Source organism: Pseudomonas gorinensis (assembly GCF_042015035.1).
Classification (GTDB): domain Bacteria; phylum Pseudomonadota; class Gammaproteobacteria; order Pseudomonadales; family Pseudomonadaceae; genus Aquipseudomonas; species Aquipseudomonas gorinensis.
Genome location: NZ_CP167125.1, coordinates 5,828,030 through 5,841,209, shown reverse-complemented (window position 1 = coordinate 5,841,209; position 13,180 = coordinate 5,828,030). Strand labels below are relative to the sequence as shown.

Sequence of the window (13,180 nt, the reverse complement as noted above, 5' to 3'; positions counted from 1 at the left end):
CTCAGGAGGTGACATAGATACGGCGGACAGGGCGCGCGAGACGCTCGCTGAACTTGACGTAGTGGTAGAGCCAGCCATCTTCAAAGGCCATGCCGTAGGCGGTGTAGGCGGAGCGCTGCGAACTCAGCCAGTGCCAGCGGTCTTCGCGAAGCTCCACCAGGCCATCAGCCTTGGCAGCCATCAAAAGCTGGCCTTCCAGGGAGGACGGGATGAACCCATCCAGCTCCAGGGCCTTGATGGCGATCACGCTGCCGGCCTCAGCCATGGCGCGGGTATTGGCTTCGCCATCGCTGTAGCTGCCGGCGCCCTTGATCTCGACGCCATACTCGCCCCACGGCCCGCCGAGTTCGTCAGGCAGGAGAATCAGGGCGCGCTCGATGCCGTTGAGCCAGTAGCGGGTAACGAACACGCCGCCGGCCAGAGGCTGGCCGCGCTCAGGGAGTTCGGCGGCGAGTACTGTTTGCTGTGCTTGCTTGGTCATGGGGTTACTCCGGGTAAGCGCCGCCCTCCGGAGTCCGGTGGTGGCAATTTGGTTTGGGTTGGGGTATTACGGGTCACCGGCATGGAGCCGGATCAGTCGTTGTCGCAGTCGTCTTCGGCGTTCATCTGTAGCGCTTCTGCAAAGCCTGCTTGCCGTAATTTGCGCGCCACGTTTTCAGATACATCTAAAGCGTGGCGCGGAATTGAGAAGTACGCAGCGCACTGGTCGACGCTCAGCGAGTAGGCATGTGCAATCACTCGCTCGATGGCTTTGGCGTCTTTCGTCTCGCCCAGGCCTGATGCGAGCTCGGCCAGCCGGTCGCGCATACCCTGGCGGAAGTAGTGGCGGATCGTTTCAGACTTTCCGGGCTGCCTGGGCGGTGCCGGCGGTATTTCTTGAGGCTTGGCGTTCATCACCAACAACTGCACCGCCTCGCTCACTTCCTCGACGCCATACCAGGCCATCATTTCGTTGAGCATCTTGCGTATGCCGGGCTGTACCGTGTGCCGCAACTCCTGCTCGCCCAGCTCCTGCCGCCTCTCGGCAAGCTTGGCCGTGCGTTCCTTCTGTTCGGCTGCCATGGCCTACCTCTTCTATTCCGCTGGCCGGCAGTGCGAGCCAGGTTTGACGTTTGCGTTGCTGGGTGCGGGCTATGCGGCGCATGAATCGACCTTCACCTGGCGCCAAGCACCGACCGCTTCGAAGATTCGCGCGGCGTGTTCCTCGTCCAGCGACAGAGTGTCGGGGATGGCGATCCAGCCGGAGGCCACCATCTGGCTTTGGTTGGCCTCGGCGCGCAGCTTCATGTAGCAATGCTCGATCACGTCTTCCAGGTGGTCGGACAGGTAAACCCCGTCCGGTGCCAGTTCCACCGACTTGCTGTAGCGGTCGCCGCGAGCGTCAATGCACATTGCGCTCATGTAGATCGTCCAGCGGTGAGGGATGCCGCACACGGCCTGGCCGATCTTCCCCGGCGCAATGTTCTTGAGTGACTTGTAATTGATCATGCCCTGGCGGCCGCTGGGATCAATGTTCACCACCGCGACATGGTTGGATGTCAGGAGTGACCGGCACGACCGGGCGATGCGCGCCTGCAGGTTGTGAGGCTTACGCTTGCTCATAATGCCTCCGCCAATTTGCGCAGCGCGTTACGCTCAGCCCTGGTGATGGCTGGCTTTCGGCGCTTGAGGATGGTTTCGGGATCAATCTTCGCGGATCGCTTGGGAGGGATCGGATTGCCCGCCAGGCTTGGCACCTGGGCGACGTTCCCGCCGGCAGCCAGGAACTGCGCGGTGCGTTCCGATATTGAGTCGGCGTGCTGGCGGTGCTGCTCTACCAGGCTTAGGTGGTTGCTGACGTAGGTCATGCTGCTTTGCTCCTCATCCGCTCCCGCATTTCCTTCTCAAGGTCGGCCAGCTCTTCCAGAAATGCCGTGATTTCGGATTCCATCTCGCGGGCTCGCTTGAAGTCGAACTCGTACCGGAAGCAAACGTACTGAAGCTCTTCAGGCAAGCGGTCGTCGTAGCTCACGAAGTCGGCCCACTTGCGGCCGGTGCAAGCCATCTGGGCCAGCATCTGCCATTCGTACTGAGGGTCATGCTTGCCTGACTGCATCGTCGCGATGTGGGTTGCGGTGTTCGGGCACTTGATTTCAAGAACGCCATCATCACCTGCAAGCCCATCTGGTGATGCACCGAAGCCCTGGATCTTGGGGTGCATGACAAGCCCGGTCTCTTCCACCATCAGACCCTTATCAGCCTCGTAGGCCATGCAGGCGAACGGCTCAAGCTCGACGCCGCGCTGTACTGCAGCGTTGCGCGAAAGGTCGCTACCGCCTTGCTGTCCGGTCAGGCGCTCACAGAGCAGCTCCATCATGTAATTTTTGCGAGTGGCAGAAGGTGCGCCGCCGCGCCCGCTGGCCATCACATCCTTGACGCGGCTGGCCGTGACGTTGCCCAGCCTTGCCGCAAACCATTCAGCGCTACGCTGTTCCATCTAACACCTCCTCAGCTTCACCTTCGATTGGCTCGGCTGCTGCTTTCAGGGTTTCGCTGCGCTTGGTCACTTCCGCCTTAAAGCGGGCGTGACCAGCAGCATCTTTGGCTTGCTTCATCGCGGCCGTGCCGTTGTGGTAAACCTCGGCGAGTGACTCCAGACTTCCGGCGCGCATAGCCAAATCAATCCAGTCGTTCACCATCTCAGGGTCGGTTGGAGCCGAGCCTTGAATCGATGCGAGGCCTTCGCCGCCATCGGTGTTCAGGTGATGGATGGCCTGCTCAAGTCGCTCCGTCTTCGGCCAATACTTGTAGCCGCGCTTCACCACGGTTTTCTTTGCCATTTCACCCGGGTCGGTAACCCATGGGCAGGATGACTTCTTGCTGATCCATGCTTTCCAAGCGCTTGAACGGTCACGGATCGCGTTCACGTCGTCGATGCTCATCGTCTCGGTGAGGTAGTCGCCGTCTGCCGTCTTGACCACCACATAAACGCCGACAGCCTCGCCACGATCCTTTGCGAACGGGTTGTATGAGTGGGTCGGCGGCTTGTCGAAGCCGTTGAGAGCGAAGGAGTCAGCCGTATAAACCAGCTCGGCCTGGGCCCAGCGAATTGCGCCAGTGGCCATGGCCAGGTCCATCAGACCGATATAGCTGATGTCCAAGCAGATCTTGCCGTCCCGAGGAACCAGATAGGCCTGCTTCTTCGCAGGGTTCAAGCTGATACCGATGGCGGCGATGTTCGTGATTGCGTTGACCACTGACTGCCGGTTCTGTACGGCGATCTTGGTGGCGTACTCGCTGGAGGTGATCACCTGAATGGCGAATTCAGCCTCGCGCTCGAAGTTCAGCGAGCGGTCGGTCAGGACGTTGGCGAACTGATTGCGCGCACCGTAGATGTCCTGAGTGATTGTTGCGACGGCTTGGCTCATGGCGACCTCAGTAGGAAATGGATACGGCTGGAATCTTGCGCTGGGCAATCAACTTAACGGCCTGCTTGGCGCACTCTTCTGGCATGCCGCCAGCAATAAAGGCGTCCAGGGCTGCACGGTTGATTGCGCGGCGATGCGCTTCATCAGCTTCGCGGGCCTGGGCCTGCTCCAGTTCGAACGCTACGGCTGCGGCCTGGCGTGCCAGTTCGTTCTGGCGTGCTTGCTCGACTGCCTGCTCCTGGCGCTGCGCTGCGGCGGCACGATCTTGCTCGGCGCGCTGTTCGGCGGACAGACGGCTTGACTCGGCCTGCGCCGCTGCTGCACGGGCCTGCTCGGCCTGTAGTTCAAGTCGCATGCGCTGGCGCTCGGCGGCGGCCTCGGCATCCAGTACGGCTTGAGCGGCGGCGCGCTGTGCGGCGGCGGCCTGATCAAGTAGATCCTGTTCTCGGCGGGCGGCGGCCAAGCGCTCAGTCTCAGCACGCTCAGCTGCTTCACGGCGGGCCTGATCAGCGGCGGCCTGGGCGATAGCAGCGTCACGGTCTCGCTGGGCCTGCGCTTCTGATTCGGCGCGCAACCTTACGAGTTCGGCCTGTTCGGCCTCGTACTGGGTGCGCTCGTTTTGCATGGCCCGCAACAAGGAAAGGGTTCGGTCCTTGGCCTGGGCGGCCTCCGGAAGGAACTCTTCCCAAGAATCGCCGAGCTCGATGGCTTCCAGCTGGACAATCACTTGCGCCACCGCAGCTGCAGTCGGCGTTGCGCCAAACACTTCCATGTCCTTGATGGCCTGGATGTTGTCGACGTGCCGGTCCTTGCGGGCCTGCTCGGCATTTTCCCAGTCGGTCAGGGGCTGGCGGGTTGTGTCGCGCAGGCGGTCCATCTTGGTGACAAACTCGCGCAGCTCAGCCTCGACGACCTTTGGCATTTCCTTGAGGCGCTTGAGGTAGTCGCGACCAGGCTTCTCGACAGCAGCCTTGGACTTGCTGACGGTTGCGGCCAGGCTGGCAATACGAGCGCGGCCCTTGGCGGTCTTGAGATCAGGAACTTCGGTGGTAACCTCGGCCTTCACCGCTTCGAAGAACTGGCTAAGGCCACCTGCTACGTAAATGGCCGGCGCGTTGTCTGCGCTGATGTCGTCGATGGTGATGACTTGCTGTTGTGCGGACACGGTGACTCCCTGCCGCGATGCTCGCAGCGATTTAAGGTTTGGGGGTTATTCGGTTATCAGGCCGCCGATAGCGGGGCCCAGGAACAGGACGGCGTAGAAGATCAGGCCGGTGATGAAGAAGGCCCAGCGGATGGCGCGGCGCCGGTGCCGCTGGTGGGTGGTCATGGGGCCAGCTCGCGAAGGCGCTGATTTGTCTTGAGTTCGCGCAGCTCAACACTTGCCAACTCCGCTTTCAGCGTGGCCTTTCGAATCTCAAGCCATTCCTGAACATGAAGTAGAAGATGCTTTTCGTCGCTCCAGAGGTCACCCGCGTAAAGCGTTCCTCGCCGGCTGGTGACGAACACTGTTCTGTTCCCCCACCGCTCTGTACTAACGATTTGCACAGGTGAAGCTTGCCGTTTTGGGGTTAGGCGCCAGGCCTTGAATGGCGGCACTGAGTCTTCGCTGATGCTCACGCCTTCACCTCATAAGCCACTGTCCACTCACCACACATGCAGGCCCGGCCGCTCCATGCATGCACGTTCGGGATGCCAGCGTCATGCGCCAGCGAAAGGGCGCCCAGCCACTTGGTGTGAGTGAAGGCCAGAATCATGCGGTCGGCTGGCAGTTCTTCGATTTGCTCGTCGACCAGCGATTTTACAACTGGAGTGGTCATGCAGCCTCCTTGCGCGAGAGCTTGTTTAGGCGTGCGCAGTAGTGGTCGAATTCCTTGAGAGTGATCGTTTCGTCAATCAAGAACTGGGCGATCATCCGCTGAACAATCACGGCCTCCTCTCGCGTGCTTGCTGCATGCATGAGGCTTTCGAGTGCTTCGTCGATTAGGATGTGCGCGCTCATAGGTCACCATCCACGTCGTCCTCGGCCGCTTCCCGCTCTGCTGCCACCGCGTCGTCGGCGTATGGCCTGAGCAGGTCCATGGCGATCCGTTCAGCGGCTTCGATGGGGTGTTGCTGGCCGATCAAGTCGGCAGCGTAGCCGCGTGAGTCGCCTTGGCTTCCCAGGATTGCCGACAGAAACAGGCGTGCGAACGAGTCGCGCTCGTCCAGGTCGTCGATCTGGCGCTGATTCAAGATGCCTTGCAGGTACGTGCAGTACCGGTCGAACGTAACAACCTTCAGCCTGCCGTAGCGGCGCTTCCACTTGATGTCTATGCCGCACACCAACTGTTCCGCCGAGTGTTCCAGCCACTCCTGTTCCGGGTTCGCCTCGCTGACCTCTGGAGGCAACTGAGCGTCGTAACGCTCCTGGCATAATTTCAATACTGCGCTCATGGTCACCTCCAAGGTGGCGGGTTAGTCGTAGTAGTCTTGATCAGCCAGATATTCGGAATGCTCATTCACAAGCCATTCCTCCATCGAGGCGATCTCAGATTCAGTCATGAAGCTGGTGTCGTCTTTCGACTCCCAATTAATTTCGCAATGTCCGAAGTACTCATCGGGATCGGCGGCTTGGGAGCTGAAATTTCCTTTTCGGGCCGAGAAATAAGCGACGGTCAGCTTGATGGAAATATCTTCGCCATCCTTTACCATCCAGTATTCATAAGTGCGGGCCATTGCGATCTCCAGTACTTGACGCTAGGAAAGGTTCGTTTCGCGAATCACGAATACGGTCTCTTTACAACGCGGCTTATTCCACTTGGAGTGGTCATCGCCGTTCAGGCCGGATTCTTCAGCAAGGTCGTACGACGCGACTTGAATGCGCGCGCCGTACTCAGCCAGCAGCGCAGCTCGAATGACGGCCATAACGTGGCTCTTTCCGCTTCCTGTCGGGCCTGACACCTCGATCTCAATCATCTTGCTCATGACTCTCTCCATTCGTTGGTTCACCCGGTTAGGCCGCGAGCTTCTTGGTGAATTGCTTGTTGAAGTCGAACATGGCCAGCTCGGGCGAAGCACCGAAACCTGCAACGCCGCACTGCAGGTCTTCGCCGTACAGCGCGCACCACTGATCGCCATCAATGCTCAGCTTTGGGCGGTAGAGAACAGATGGCTGGATCGCGTGATCCCAAATCGTTTGGAAGCACTGGGCCGCGTGGTGCGAAATCGCGCTGAGTGCTGACTGGCTGTCTTCGTCGTTCATTGCTGATACCTCAGTTGTTTGGTTCACCTGTATTCGCTCAACACTCACGCACGGCTGTTTACCGATGGGTGCCGGGGAGTGCTGACGGGTAGAGGCGAGGCGTAAAAAAGCCCAGTCGAAACCGGGCTTTTACCTTCGTATGTAACAAGCCTGCCGGGCGCATGAGGCGTCGGGCAGCTATTGGCTAGTCCATGATGAAGCCCTCCGTTGTTCGCTCACTGGGAAGGCAGTGGCTACCTGTTGAATGGGTGATGCAGATGCCCGGTGCTGATCTCCGGGTTGCTGGCGGCTACCCTCCAGCGCGTACAAGGGTTCACTTGTTTCCTTTCGCGCCTAACGCAGGTGTGATCTTGACCAGCAAGAGGCCACCTGATCGTTCACGCTGCCCATCAGCCTGGGCATTCATCTGCTTGCCGGTTACGCTATCCGGCGCGGTCTATACCGCCGTACGGTTGATGCAGGGGGCCGCTTTCGCGGTGTGTTCTCGTCCGCATCGAAGATTGATCTGACCCAATCCGTCGATCCGCCATCGAGGGCGAACCTCCGTCGCAACCAGATCAATCTCCGATGCGCTCTCATAGAGAGGATCGGGCAGTTAACGACAGGCTGTCGTGGCGCTGGTTGTTTAGTTGCTCGCGGCTTCAGCGGCTTCGTACTCGCTGCCGAGAATTTCGGTCATCACACCATTGGGTTTGGCGGATGTGCTGACGTAAATGCAGTCAGGCGTTACCACATGTTTGTAGCTGGAGAAGAACAACGAACCACCGCCAAGCCCCATCGCATCCAGGAATGGCTGTAGGTCAGCTTTATCCTTTGGCTTATGAGCCTTGAATTCCTCCTGAAGCTTTTCCAGCTCAAGCTTCAACGCTTTGCGCTCTTCACCCTTGGTGCCCGGCGGCAGACTTGAACGCGGGAACTGCGAGCTATCTGCCTTCGGGTCTGGCTTTGTCCACAGTGGCTGCGGCATTGGCGGACTGAACTTCAGGCCGTAGAAGTTACGGCCGCTGTGCATGCTGGTCTGAAACAGTGCGGTGGCGCCTATGAAGCGCTTGGCGAACTCTTCGCCCAGCACCTGCAAACGATCCGCGCTTTCTCTGTACGCCTTCCAAGCCGCCAGAACACCGGCATCGCTTGTTTTGTAGTAGGCCATCGTCTTGCCCTCCGGGCAGTTGGTTTCCCGGATGACCCTGTCGCCAAGGTCATCGAGGAAATCTGTGGGTGTTTCCTTAACTCCGACCGCGACTCTGTCCGCCGGATAACTGCTTCTGGTGCTTTACGCTGCACACCCGGGTCAGTTGCCAACCCTCTGAACCGTTGAGGCCGGTTCATCGCTGCCTTTGAATCTGGGCCGGTGGTGATCCGGCAAGGGTGAAGCTGTGCGACTAAAGAGCGGCGGGCTGTGAGGCCCTGGCGAGTCCCTGTTGGGTGACTCGATGGATGAACTATACGAATCCTCATAACAGTCGTCAATACGTTTTTGCATAATATTTTTCATGGGCGTAAAAAAGCCCGCACAAGGCAGGCTCTATTAGTGAATGGCTATGTGGCTGGTACTACATCTCGCCGCCACGCCAGATGACGCGCCCCAAGATGGGAATCTCGTGCAAAGCGTTCTCCGACAGCATTTCGTCCGGGTACTTGGCCTTGTCACCGTTGTCGCTACGGATCATCCAGGCCCCGGACATCTGCTGAATCATGCGCTTGATGCTGATCCCACCATCTGGTCGTCGGATGACGTAGGCCTGGCGATCCTTTGGCTCGGTCTTTGAGCTATCAAACAGCACGACATCGCCCTCGAACACGTAGGGCTCCATGCTATCCCCCTCGGCGTAGATAATGCGCAGGTTTTCAGGCTTGGCCTTCATGCGCGCTAGCCAGTCCCGCTTGAATACCAGGCCCTCGGTGACCTCGACGTGGTCGTTCAGGTATCCATCGCCACACGAGCCGTGCGCCTTGTATTGGGGGATGAGTGCATAGTCGGCCTCACTGGGAGATCCGTTAGATCTGGAGTCATCGCCTCCAAATAGAAGCCAGTCAGGCGAAACTTTCAGGGCCCTGGCCAGCGGCTCGACAGTGCTCTTGCGTGGACTGCTGCTTTCACCGGAAAGAATGCGGTTGATGGTTGGCTGGGGAACACCGCACCGCCTCGAAAGCTCACTCTCGCTCATCTCAAGAGAAGCCATTTTTGCGCGCAAGCGCCCAGCGATATCCATTGCTCACCAATTATACGAATACGGGTTATGCGAATTCTATTGCATGGACTCATACTTATTCGTATGATTTGTCATGCAAAACCTCATAGGATTCCCGTCATGACAGTTCAAGAGATGTTGAATCGCCTTTTCCAGCTCGGGCTGTCGCAGACAGAAGTAGCTGAGAAGTGCGGCACCACGCAGGCCACGATCTCCCGCGCAACCAGCGGGACGATGGTCGGCTACAGCACCGGCAAAGCCATTGAGCTGCTGCTGGCTGATCGCGAAGAAGCCGCCAAGAACACTGCTACTCAAGCCGCTTAATTCACCTTGCATGCTCAAAGGAGCAAAAACGATGCACTTCGACCCAAGCCACATGCACGACAAACCCACAAAGGTCCGCCTCGACGAGGTGGCCGACGACCTGCTGACCGCCATGGCCAGGTTCCAGCGGACCCAGAAAGCAGTACTCGCCCGGGAAATCCTCGAGCGCGGCCTGAACCAGATGATGGAAGAGCTTAACGCGAAAACAGACGTGGCATGAAGTTGCCAAGGAGTCCCTGTGCCTGAAAGAAAACCATTGGAGGTCTGGCTTGACGGGAAAGGCCAATCGCAACTGGAGCTGTTAGCCAAAGCGAACGGCATCACAACCGAACAGCTGACCACCAAGATCATGAACGAGGCGCTAGATCGAATGACGCGCCCACCAAAAAGCCGGAGCAACGTCGCTTCCATAGGACGCAAGGGCTGATTAGCCCCTCAGGGACTATTGAGGATCTGCCAATGAAACAACCAAGCAGTAAATCGGACGCACAAAAAAGCCACCGGGCAAGGGTGGCTTTTCGTGCAGCACATACAAATCAGTTCTGGAGCGAATAATGCCTATTCCACAATCAGTCGTCAACACCAACGAATCCGCGCCACGTTTTCTGCAATCGCAAAACGTGGCGCGGACAATGGCCCTTAGTCTCGGCGGCGTCAAAATCAAGCAAGACCTTGAAGGTCGGTATTGCCTGAATGACCTACACAAGGCGGCGGTGGCGGATGGCGCGAACAAGCGCACCAAAGAGCCGGGCAAGTACATGGCAACCGAATCGTTCACGGAAATGTTCGATGAATTAACTACCCAGAATCCGGGTAGTTTACCTGTGGTGACTATTGAGGGGCGCAGCGGCGGGACTTACGTGGTCAAGGAGCTGATCTACGCCTATGCAATGTGGGTCAATGCTCGATTCCACTTGCACGTCATCCGCACCTTCGACGCTGTCGTCATCGGTCATATTCAGCTTGTCGAGGGGAAGCAGGCTAGGGAGCGTGCTCGTCTTGAGGCTCCAGCGCTAACTGACGCGATCAAGCACGGGCGTCTCGCCGCCGGTAAAGAAACCAAGCACTACCACTTCAGCAATGAATTCGACCTGATCAACCGCATTGCCCTGGGCATGCCTTCCAAGGCGTACCGGGCGGCGCACTGCATCAGCCCAACCGATTCGATCCGCGACCACCTCACTCCCTGCGAGATCCGCTGCATTGAACACTTGCAGCGCGTCAATGCATCCCTTATCGACGTGGGCATGGACTTCGAATCCCGCAAGCAGAAGCTCAGCCAGATCTACATCCAGCGCCATAGCCGGGCTCTTCTCTCCGAAATCAAGCGCCTGGAGTTCTGACTATGAAGCCCATGACCTACCAGCAACTGATCGAGCGCGCAGCCCTGACAGCCCTTGAGCTGTTCCAGGCGCAGACTACTAAAAAGGCCCTCAAGGCTGAATTGCGATCGCTGTACGACACCTACTTCCGAGCCCATGGCCGACCTGATGGGAAGTTCGACCCCTACAACGACGCCTTCTTTCCTGTGATGGATTTCACCGAGGCGCAGTTCCAGCGTGTTCGCGCTGCCAAGAAGACCGAGTACAACGCCCAGCGTCGTCACCACACCGCGTTGCGGGCTCTCAACGCATACCGGCCTGCCAAGACCAAGGAGGCCGCGTAATGGCCCGCGCACGCAACATAAAACCCGCGCTGTTCACCAATGAGATACTCGGCGTTGGACACCCCCTATGTACCCTTCTGTTCCAGGGTCTATGGCTGCTGGCTGATAAAGAGGGCCGTCTTGAGGATCGCCCTCTGCGCATCAAGGCCGAAATCTTCCCTTACCGCGAAGCCGACGTTGACGCGATGCTGCACTGGTTGGCGCACAAAGGCTTCATCGTTCGGTACACGGCGAGCGGGAAGGCCTACATCGAGGTCGTGAACTTCACCAAACACCAGAACCCACACAAGAACGAGAAGGACTCAGAAATCCCTTCTATTTCAGACGGTTGTATCACTTCCGATATTCTCGGTACTCGTTCCGAAATTATCGGTACGACTCGGGCTGATTCCCTCTCTTCTGATTCTGATCTTCTGATTCCTGATTCACTGATTCCTGATGTCCTGAACCCGGATTCAAAAACCTTGCCGGTCGCCAAGGCTCCGGCGCCGACGAACATCAAGGTTCTGAAGCCGAAGCAAAAGCAAAAGACCGACGCGCAGATTGCCAACACCAACACCTGGGACGCCTACACCATCGCTTACCTTGAGCGCTATGGAGTGGAGCCGGTGCGCAACGCCAAGGTCAATGGGCAGGTTGCCCAACTTGTTCAGCGTCTCGGGGCTGAAGAGGCTCCGGGTGTCGCCGCGTTCTACGTGACGATCAACGACTCGTTCTTCATTCGCGCCTCGCACGAGTTCGGATTGCTGGTCTCGCGCGCCGAGGGCATCCGCACGCAGTGGCTCACCGGGCGTCAGGTCAATGCTGTAACCGCCCGCCAGATGGAGAACACCCAGGCCAACATCAGCGCCGCCCAGGAAGCCAGCCGCAGCATTCTCGAAGGAGGTGCGCCCAATGCTTTCCTACGCCGAAACCGCTGAACTGAGCATGGCCATCTGCGCCACTGCTGAAACCCTTGGGCAAACCCTGAGCGCGCCGGCCGCCAAGCTGATGGCTGAAGACCTGGCAGAGCACCCTATGGACGTGATCGCCAACGCACTGTGGGCCTGTCGCCGCGAAGTCACTGGAAAATTGACCCTTGCCGCGATCCTCCAGCGCGTCCAGGCCGCCGACGGCCGTCCAGGCAAGGACGAAGCCTGGGCCATCGCTATGACCACCAACGACGAATACGAAACCGTGGTTCTGACCGATGAAATCCAGTTGGCCCTGGCCGCTGCCAAGCCTGTGCTCGATGCCGGGGACAAGATTGGCGCCAGGATGGCCTTCATCAGCGCGTATGAGCGGTTTGTCGGCCAATCCCGAGAGGATGCCAAGCCTGTGAACTGGCACGTCTCTGTGGGCTTTGACGCCAACCGCAGAATCCAGGCGGTAACCAAGGCAATGGAGCTGAAGCGCATTCCTCGCGAACACGCCCAGAAGTACCTCGCCGACCTGAGCATTGAGCCGATCACCGAAGACGGTCGCGCCATTGCCGGCTTGCTGACTGGCAACGTCACTCAGCCAGCGCCTGTGCTGCGCAAGAAGCTGGAACTGGTCAAGAACTCAATGATGGAAATGCGAATGGCCAGCGCCGAACGAAAAACCGAAATGCGGATTGCCGCGGCCAACGAATTGGCAGATCGCCGCGCACTACTGATCAAGCAAGCCCAGGAATTGGAGCAGCGGACATGAAACGAGCAAACCCAGCACAGCTACGCCAATCCCTTGAGATGGCGAACACCATGGTCAAGCACGGAATCCGTTTCGTGTGCATGCCGGTAGTGGATGAGGCGGACTTAGCCAATCTCGCCAGCCAGGCCACCGAGCGCCTGGAGCGCATGGCATTGATCGCAGAAGCAGCGGAGCAACGGACATGACCGACAAGATGCGTGAAGCGGTTGCGAGAGCAATCTGGAATATCCGCCGCGAAGAAGAAGACCGGTGCGACATGGAGCTTGAGGACATTGGCGCCGACCATTCCGTGTGGGCCGAGGCTGATGCCGCTATCGGGGCGATAGTGATCAAACTTCCCGAAAAATGCGAATACGCAGACGCCCAAAGCGACTACGCCAAAGGCCATCGCCAAGGCAAGCGTGACGTTGTTGATGTCCTAGAAGCTGCCGGCCTGAAGGTGAAGTCATGAACATTCATTCGATGCCACACGACGCAACGGTCAAGCACAAGGCCCTGCCGAAGTCTTGCCTTCTGAAGGTCACCTTCCTGCCATGGCGCTATCAGGCATGCAGGAGCTTTATGCGTAGCCGAGGGGCGAATCACTTATCGATTTGGGCGTGGAGATTCCACGTAGTCATTCGGCGCCCCTGGATGGCAGGTCCAGCACGCCAACTACATCCTGAGCTGTTTGAGG

25 protein-coding genes are annotated in these 13,180 nt (G+C 58.6%); 9 read left to right on the top strand and 16 right to left on the bottom strand.

What is annotated here, in order from left to right:
* Position 1: 1 nt before the first annotated feature.
* From AB7933_RS26590 to AB7933_RS26515, 16 genes are all read right to left on the bottom strand, one after another.
* Complete coding sequence (locus AB7933_RS26590; RefSeq protein ID WP_375156291.1) at positions 2-481, bottom strand: hypothetical protein; 480 nt, start codon at positions 479-481, stop codon at positions 2-4.
* A 92-nt stretch (positions 482-573) separates the two neighbouring features.
* Positions 574-1,062 carry a hypothetical protein gene (locus tag AB7933_RS26585; RefSeq protein WP_102642920.1) on the bottom strand — a complete coding sequence of 163 codons (489 nt, stop codon included), beginning with the start codon at positions 1,060-1,062 and terminating at the stop codon, positions 574-576.
* Between the two features lie 69 nt (positions 1,063-1,131).
* Positions 1,132-1,602: a hypothetical protein gene (locus AB7933_RS26580; protein ID WP_169956888.1), complete on the bottom strand. Its 471-nt coding sequence runs from the start codon at positions 1,600-1,602 to the stop codon at positions 1,132-1,134.
* Positions 1,599-1,847 (bottom strand): hypothetical protein, encoded by a 249-nt coding sequence (locus AB7933_RS26575; protein ID WP_083377807.1) that lies wholly within the window; start codon positions 1,845-1,847, stop codon positions 1,599-1,601. The genes AB7933_RS26580 and AB7933_RS26575 overlap by 4 nt, the downstream gene beginning before the upstream one ends.
* Positions 1,844-2,476 carry a lambda exonuclease family protein gene (locus AB7933_RS26570; protein ID WP_083377808.1) on the bottom strand — a complete coding sequence of 211 codons (633 nt, stop codon included), beginning with the start codon at positions 2,474-2,476 and terminating at the stop codon, positions 1,844-1,846. Before AB7933_RS26570 ends, AB7933_RS26575 begins: the two co-directional genes overlap by 4 nt.
* Complete coding sequence (locus tag AB7933_RS26565) at positions 2,463-3,407, bottom strand: recombinase RecT (protein WP_060773040.1); 945 nt, start codon at positions 3,405-3,407, stop codon at positions 2,463-2,465. The genes AB7933_RS26570 and AB7933_RS26565 overlap by 14 nt, the downstream gene beginning before the upstream one ends.
* Positions 3,408-3,414: 7 nt before the next feature.
* The gene (locus AB7933_RS26560) at positions 3,415-4,572 is read right to left on the bottom strand and encodes a hypothetical protein (RefSeq protein ID WP_375156290.1); all 1,158 of its coding nucleotides are present in this window, start codon (positions 4,570-4,572) and stop codon (positions 3,415-3,417) included.
* 161 nt (positions 4,573-4,733) lie between these two features.
* Positions 4,734-4,916, bottom strand: a complete 183-nt coding sequence (locus AB7933_RS26555) for a hypothetical protein (protein WP_305452246.1) — start codon at positions 4,914-4,916, stop codon at positions 4,734-4,736.
* Positions 4,917-5,023: 107 nt separating this feature from the next.
* Complete coding sequence (locus AB7933_RS26550) at positions 5,024-5,227, bottom strand: hypothetical protein (RefSeq protein WP_177024620.1); 204 nt, start codon at positions 5,225-5,227, stop codon at positions 5,024-5,026.
* Positions 5,224-5,409, bottom strand: a complete 186-nt coding sequence (locus AB7933_RS26545; RefSeq protein ID WP_305452243.1) for a hypothetical protein — start codon at positions 5,407-5,409, stop codon at positions 5,224-5,226. Before AB7933_RS26545 ends, AB7933_RS26550 begins: the two co-directional genes overlap by 4 nt.
* Positions 5,406-5,843 (bottom strand): hypothetical protein, encoded by a 438-nt coding sequence (locus AB7933_RS26540; protein WP_305452242.1) that lies wholly within the window; start codon positions 5,841-5,843, stop codon positions 5,406-5,408. The genes AB7933_RS26545 and AB7933_RS26540 overlap by 4 nt, the downstream gene beginning before the upstream one ends.
* A 21-nt stretch (positions 5,844-5,864) precedes the next feature.
* On the bottom strand, positions 5,865-6,125 hold the full coding sequence (locus AB7933_RS26535) for a hypothetical protein (protein ID WP_305452240.1): 261 nt from the start codon (positions 6,123-6,125) through the stop codon (positions 5,865-5,867).
* A 21-nt stretch (positions 6,126-6,146) separates the two neighbouring features.
* Positions 6,147-6,374, bottom strand: a complete 228-nt coding sequence (locus tag AB7933_RS26530) for a hypothetical protein (protein ID WP_305452238.1) — start codon at positions 6,372-6,374, stop codon at positions 6,147-6,149.
* Between the two features lie 28 nt (positions 6,375-6,402).
* Positions 6,403-6,651 carry a hypothetical protein gene (locus tag AB7933_RS26525; protein ID WP_305452236.1) on the bottom strand — a complete coding sequence of 83 codons (249 nt, stop codon included), beginning with the start codon at positions 6,649-6,651 and terminating at the stop codon, positions 6,403-6,405.
* Positions 6,652-7,276: 625 nt separating this feature from the next.
* Positions 7,277-7,801 carry a hypothetical protein gene (locus AB7933_RS26520; RefSeq protein WP_305452234.1) on the bottom strand — a complete coding sequence of 175 codons (525 nt, stop codon included), beginning with the start codon at positions 7,799-7,801 and terminating at the stop codon, positions 7,277-7,279.
* A 403-nt stretch (positions 7,802-8,204) separates the two neighbouring features.
* On the bottom strand, positions 8,205-8,864 hold the full coding sequence (locus tag AB7933_RS26515) for an XRE family transcriptional regulator (RefSeq protein WP_102642907.1): 660 nt from the start codon (positions 8,862-8,864) through the stop codon (positions 8,205-8,207).
* Between the two features lie 99 nt (positions 8,865-8,963).
* Between AB7933_RS26515 and AB7933_RS26510 the strand changes: the two genes are divergently transcribed.
* From AB7933_RS26510 to AB7933_RS26470, 9 genes are all read left to right on the top strand, one after another.
* On the top strand, positions 8,964-9,167 hold the full coding sequence (locus AB7933_RS26510) for a helix-turn-helix domain-containing protein (RefSeq protein WP_102642906.1): 204 nt from the start codon (positions 8,964-8,966) through the stop codon (positions 9,165-9,167).
* A 31-nt stretch (positions 9,168-9,198) separates the two neighbouring features.
* The gene (locus tag AB7933_RS26505; protein WP_010568074.1) at positions 9,199-9,387 is read left to right on the top strand and encodes a hypothetical protein; all 189 of its coding nucleotides are present in this window, start codon (positions 9,199-9,201) and stop codon (positions 9,385-9,387) included.
* An 18-nt stretch (positions 9,388-9,405) separates the two neighbouring features.
* On the top strand, positions 9,406-9,594 hold the full coding sequence (locus AB7933_RS26500) for a hypothetical protein (RefSeq protein WP_102642905.1): 189 nt from the start codon (positions 9,406-9,408) through the stop codon (positions 9,592-9,594).
* 127 nt (positions 9,595-9,721) lie between these two features.
* Entirely contained in the window at positions 9,722-10,510 is a 789-nt protein-coding gene (locus AB7933_RS26495; protein WP_102642904.1) for a KilA-N domain-containing protein, read from the top strand.
* 2 nt (positions 10,511-10,512) lie between these two features.
* Entirely contained in the window at positions 10,513-10,833 is a 321-nt protein-coding gene (locus tag AB7933_RS26490) for a hypothetical protein (RefSeq protein ID WP_102642903.1), read from the top strand.
* Complete coding sequence (locus AB7933_RS26485; RefSeq protein ID WP_177428967.1) at positions 10,833-11,753, top strand: hypothetical protein; 921 nt, start codon at positions 10,833-10,835, stop codon at positions 11,751-11,753. The genes AB7933_RS26490 and AB7933_RS26485 overlap by 1 nt, the downstream gene beginning before the upstream one ends.
* Positions 11,728-12,504 (top strand): hypothetical protein, encoded by a 777-nt coding sequence (locus AB7933_RS26480; RefSeq protein ID WP_305452227.1) that lies wholly within the window; start codon positions 11,728-11,730, stop codon positions 12,502-12,504. Before AB7933_RS26485 ends, AB7933_RS26480 begins: the two co-directional genes overlap by 26 nt.
* Positions 12,501-12,689, top strand: coding sequence for a DUF1382 family protein (locus tag AB7933_RS26475; protein WP_305452225.1), 189 nt, complete (start codon positions 12,501-12,503; stop codon positions 12,687-12,689). The genes AB7933_RS26480 and AB7933_RS26475 overlap by 4 nt, the downstream gene beginning before the upstream one ends.
* Complete coding sequence (locus tag AB7933_RS26470) at positions 12,686-12,955, top strand: hypothetical protein (RefSeq protein WP_042948049.1); 270 nt, start codon at positions 12,686-12,688, stop codon at positions 12,953-12,955. The genes AB7933_RS26475 and AB7933_RS26470 overlap by 4 nt, the downstream gene beginning before the upstream one ends.
* Positions 12,956-13,180: the final 225 nt, after the last annotated feature.

Coding starts and splice junctions, on each gene's coding strand:
- AB7933_RS26565 (WP_060773040.1), bottom strand. CDS start 3,407: ATGAGCCAAGCCGTCGCAACAATCACTCAGGACATCTACGGTGCGCGC.
- AB7933_RS26575 (WP_083377807.1), bottom strand. CDS start 1,847: ATGACCTACGTCAGCAACCACCTAAGCCTGGTAGAGCAGCACCGCCAG.
- AB7933_RS26495 (WP_102642904.1), top strand. CDS start 9,722: ATGCCTATTCCACAATCAGTCGTCAACACCAACGAATCCGCGCCACGT.
- AB7933_RS26485 (WP_177428967.1), top strand. CDS start 10,833: ATGGCCCGCGCACGCAACATAAAACCCGCGCTGTTCACCAATGAGATA.
- AB7933_RS26475 (WP_305452225.1), top strand. CDS start 12,501: ATGAAACGAGCAAACCCAGCACAGCTACGCCAATCCCTTGAGATGGCG.
- AB7933_RS26505 (WP_010568074.1), top strand. CDS start 9,199: ATGCACTTCGACCCAAGCCACATGCACGACAAACCCACAAAGGTCCGC.
- AB7933_RS26570 (WP_083377808.1), bottom strand. CDS start 2,476: ATGGAACAGCGTAGCGCTGAATGGTTTGCGGCAAGGCTGGGCAACGTC.
- AB7933_RS26545 (WP_305452243.1), bottom strand. CDS start 5,409: ATGAGCGCGCACATCCTAATCGACGAAGCACTCGAAAGCCTCATGCAT.
- AB7933_RS26585 (WP_102642920.1), bottom strand. CDS start 1,062: ATGGCAGCCGAACAGAAGGAACGCACGGCCAAGCTTGCCGAGAGGCGG.
- AB7933_RS26590 (WP_375156291.1), bottom strand. CDS start 481: ATGACCAAGCAAGCACAGCAAACAGTACTCGCCGCCGAACTCCCTGAG.
- AB7933_RS26510 (WP_102642906.1), top strand. CDS start 8,964: ATGACAGTTCAAGAGATGTTGAATCGCCTTTTCCAGCTCGGGCTGTCG.
- AB7933_RS26490 (WP_102642903.1), top strand. CDS start 10,513: ATGAAGCCCATGACCTACCAGCAACTGATCGAGCGCGCAGCCCTGACA.
- AB7933_RS26540 (WP_305452242.1), bottom strand. CDS start 5,843: ATGAGCGCAGTATTGAAATTATGCCAGGAGCGTTACGACGCTCAGTTG.
- AB7933_RS26480 (WP_305452227.1), top strand. CDS start 11,728: ATGCTTTCCTACGCCGAAACCGCTGAACTGAGCATGGCCATCTGCGCC.
- AB7933_RS26470 (WP_042948049.1), top strand. CDS start 12,686: ATGACCGACAAGATGCGTGAAGCGGTTGCGAGAGCAATCTGGAATATC.
- AB7933_RS26535 (WP_305452240.1), bottom strand. CDS start 6,125: ATGGCCCGCACTTATGAATACTGGATGGTAAAGGATGGCGAAGATATT.
- AB7933_RS26530 (WP_305452238.1), bottom strand. CDS start 6,374: ATGAGCAAGATGATTGAGATCGAGGTGTCAGGCCCGACAGGAAGCGGA.
- AB7933_RS26520 (WP_305452234.1), bottom strand. CDS start 7,801: ATGGCCTACTACAAAACAAGCGATGCCGGTGTTCTGGCGGCTTGGAAG.
- AB7933_RS26525 (WP_305452236.1), bottom strand. CDS start 6,651: ATGAACGACGAAGACAGCCAGTCAGCACTCAGCGCGATTTCGCACCAC.
- AB7933_RS26550 (WP_177024620.1), bottom strand. CDS start 5,227: ATGACCACTCCAGTTGTAAAATCGCTGGTCGACGAGCAAATCGAAGAA.
- AB7933_RS26515 (WP_102642907.1), bottom strand. CDS start 8,864: ATGGATATCGCTGGGCGCTTGCGCGCAAAAATGGCTTCTCTTGAGATG.
- AB7933_RS26580 (WP_169956888.1), bottom strand. CDS start 1,602: ATGAGCAAGCGTAAGCCTCACAACCTGCAGGCGCGCATCGCCCGGTCG.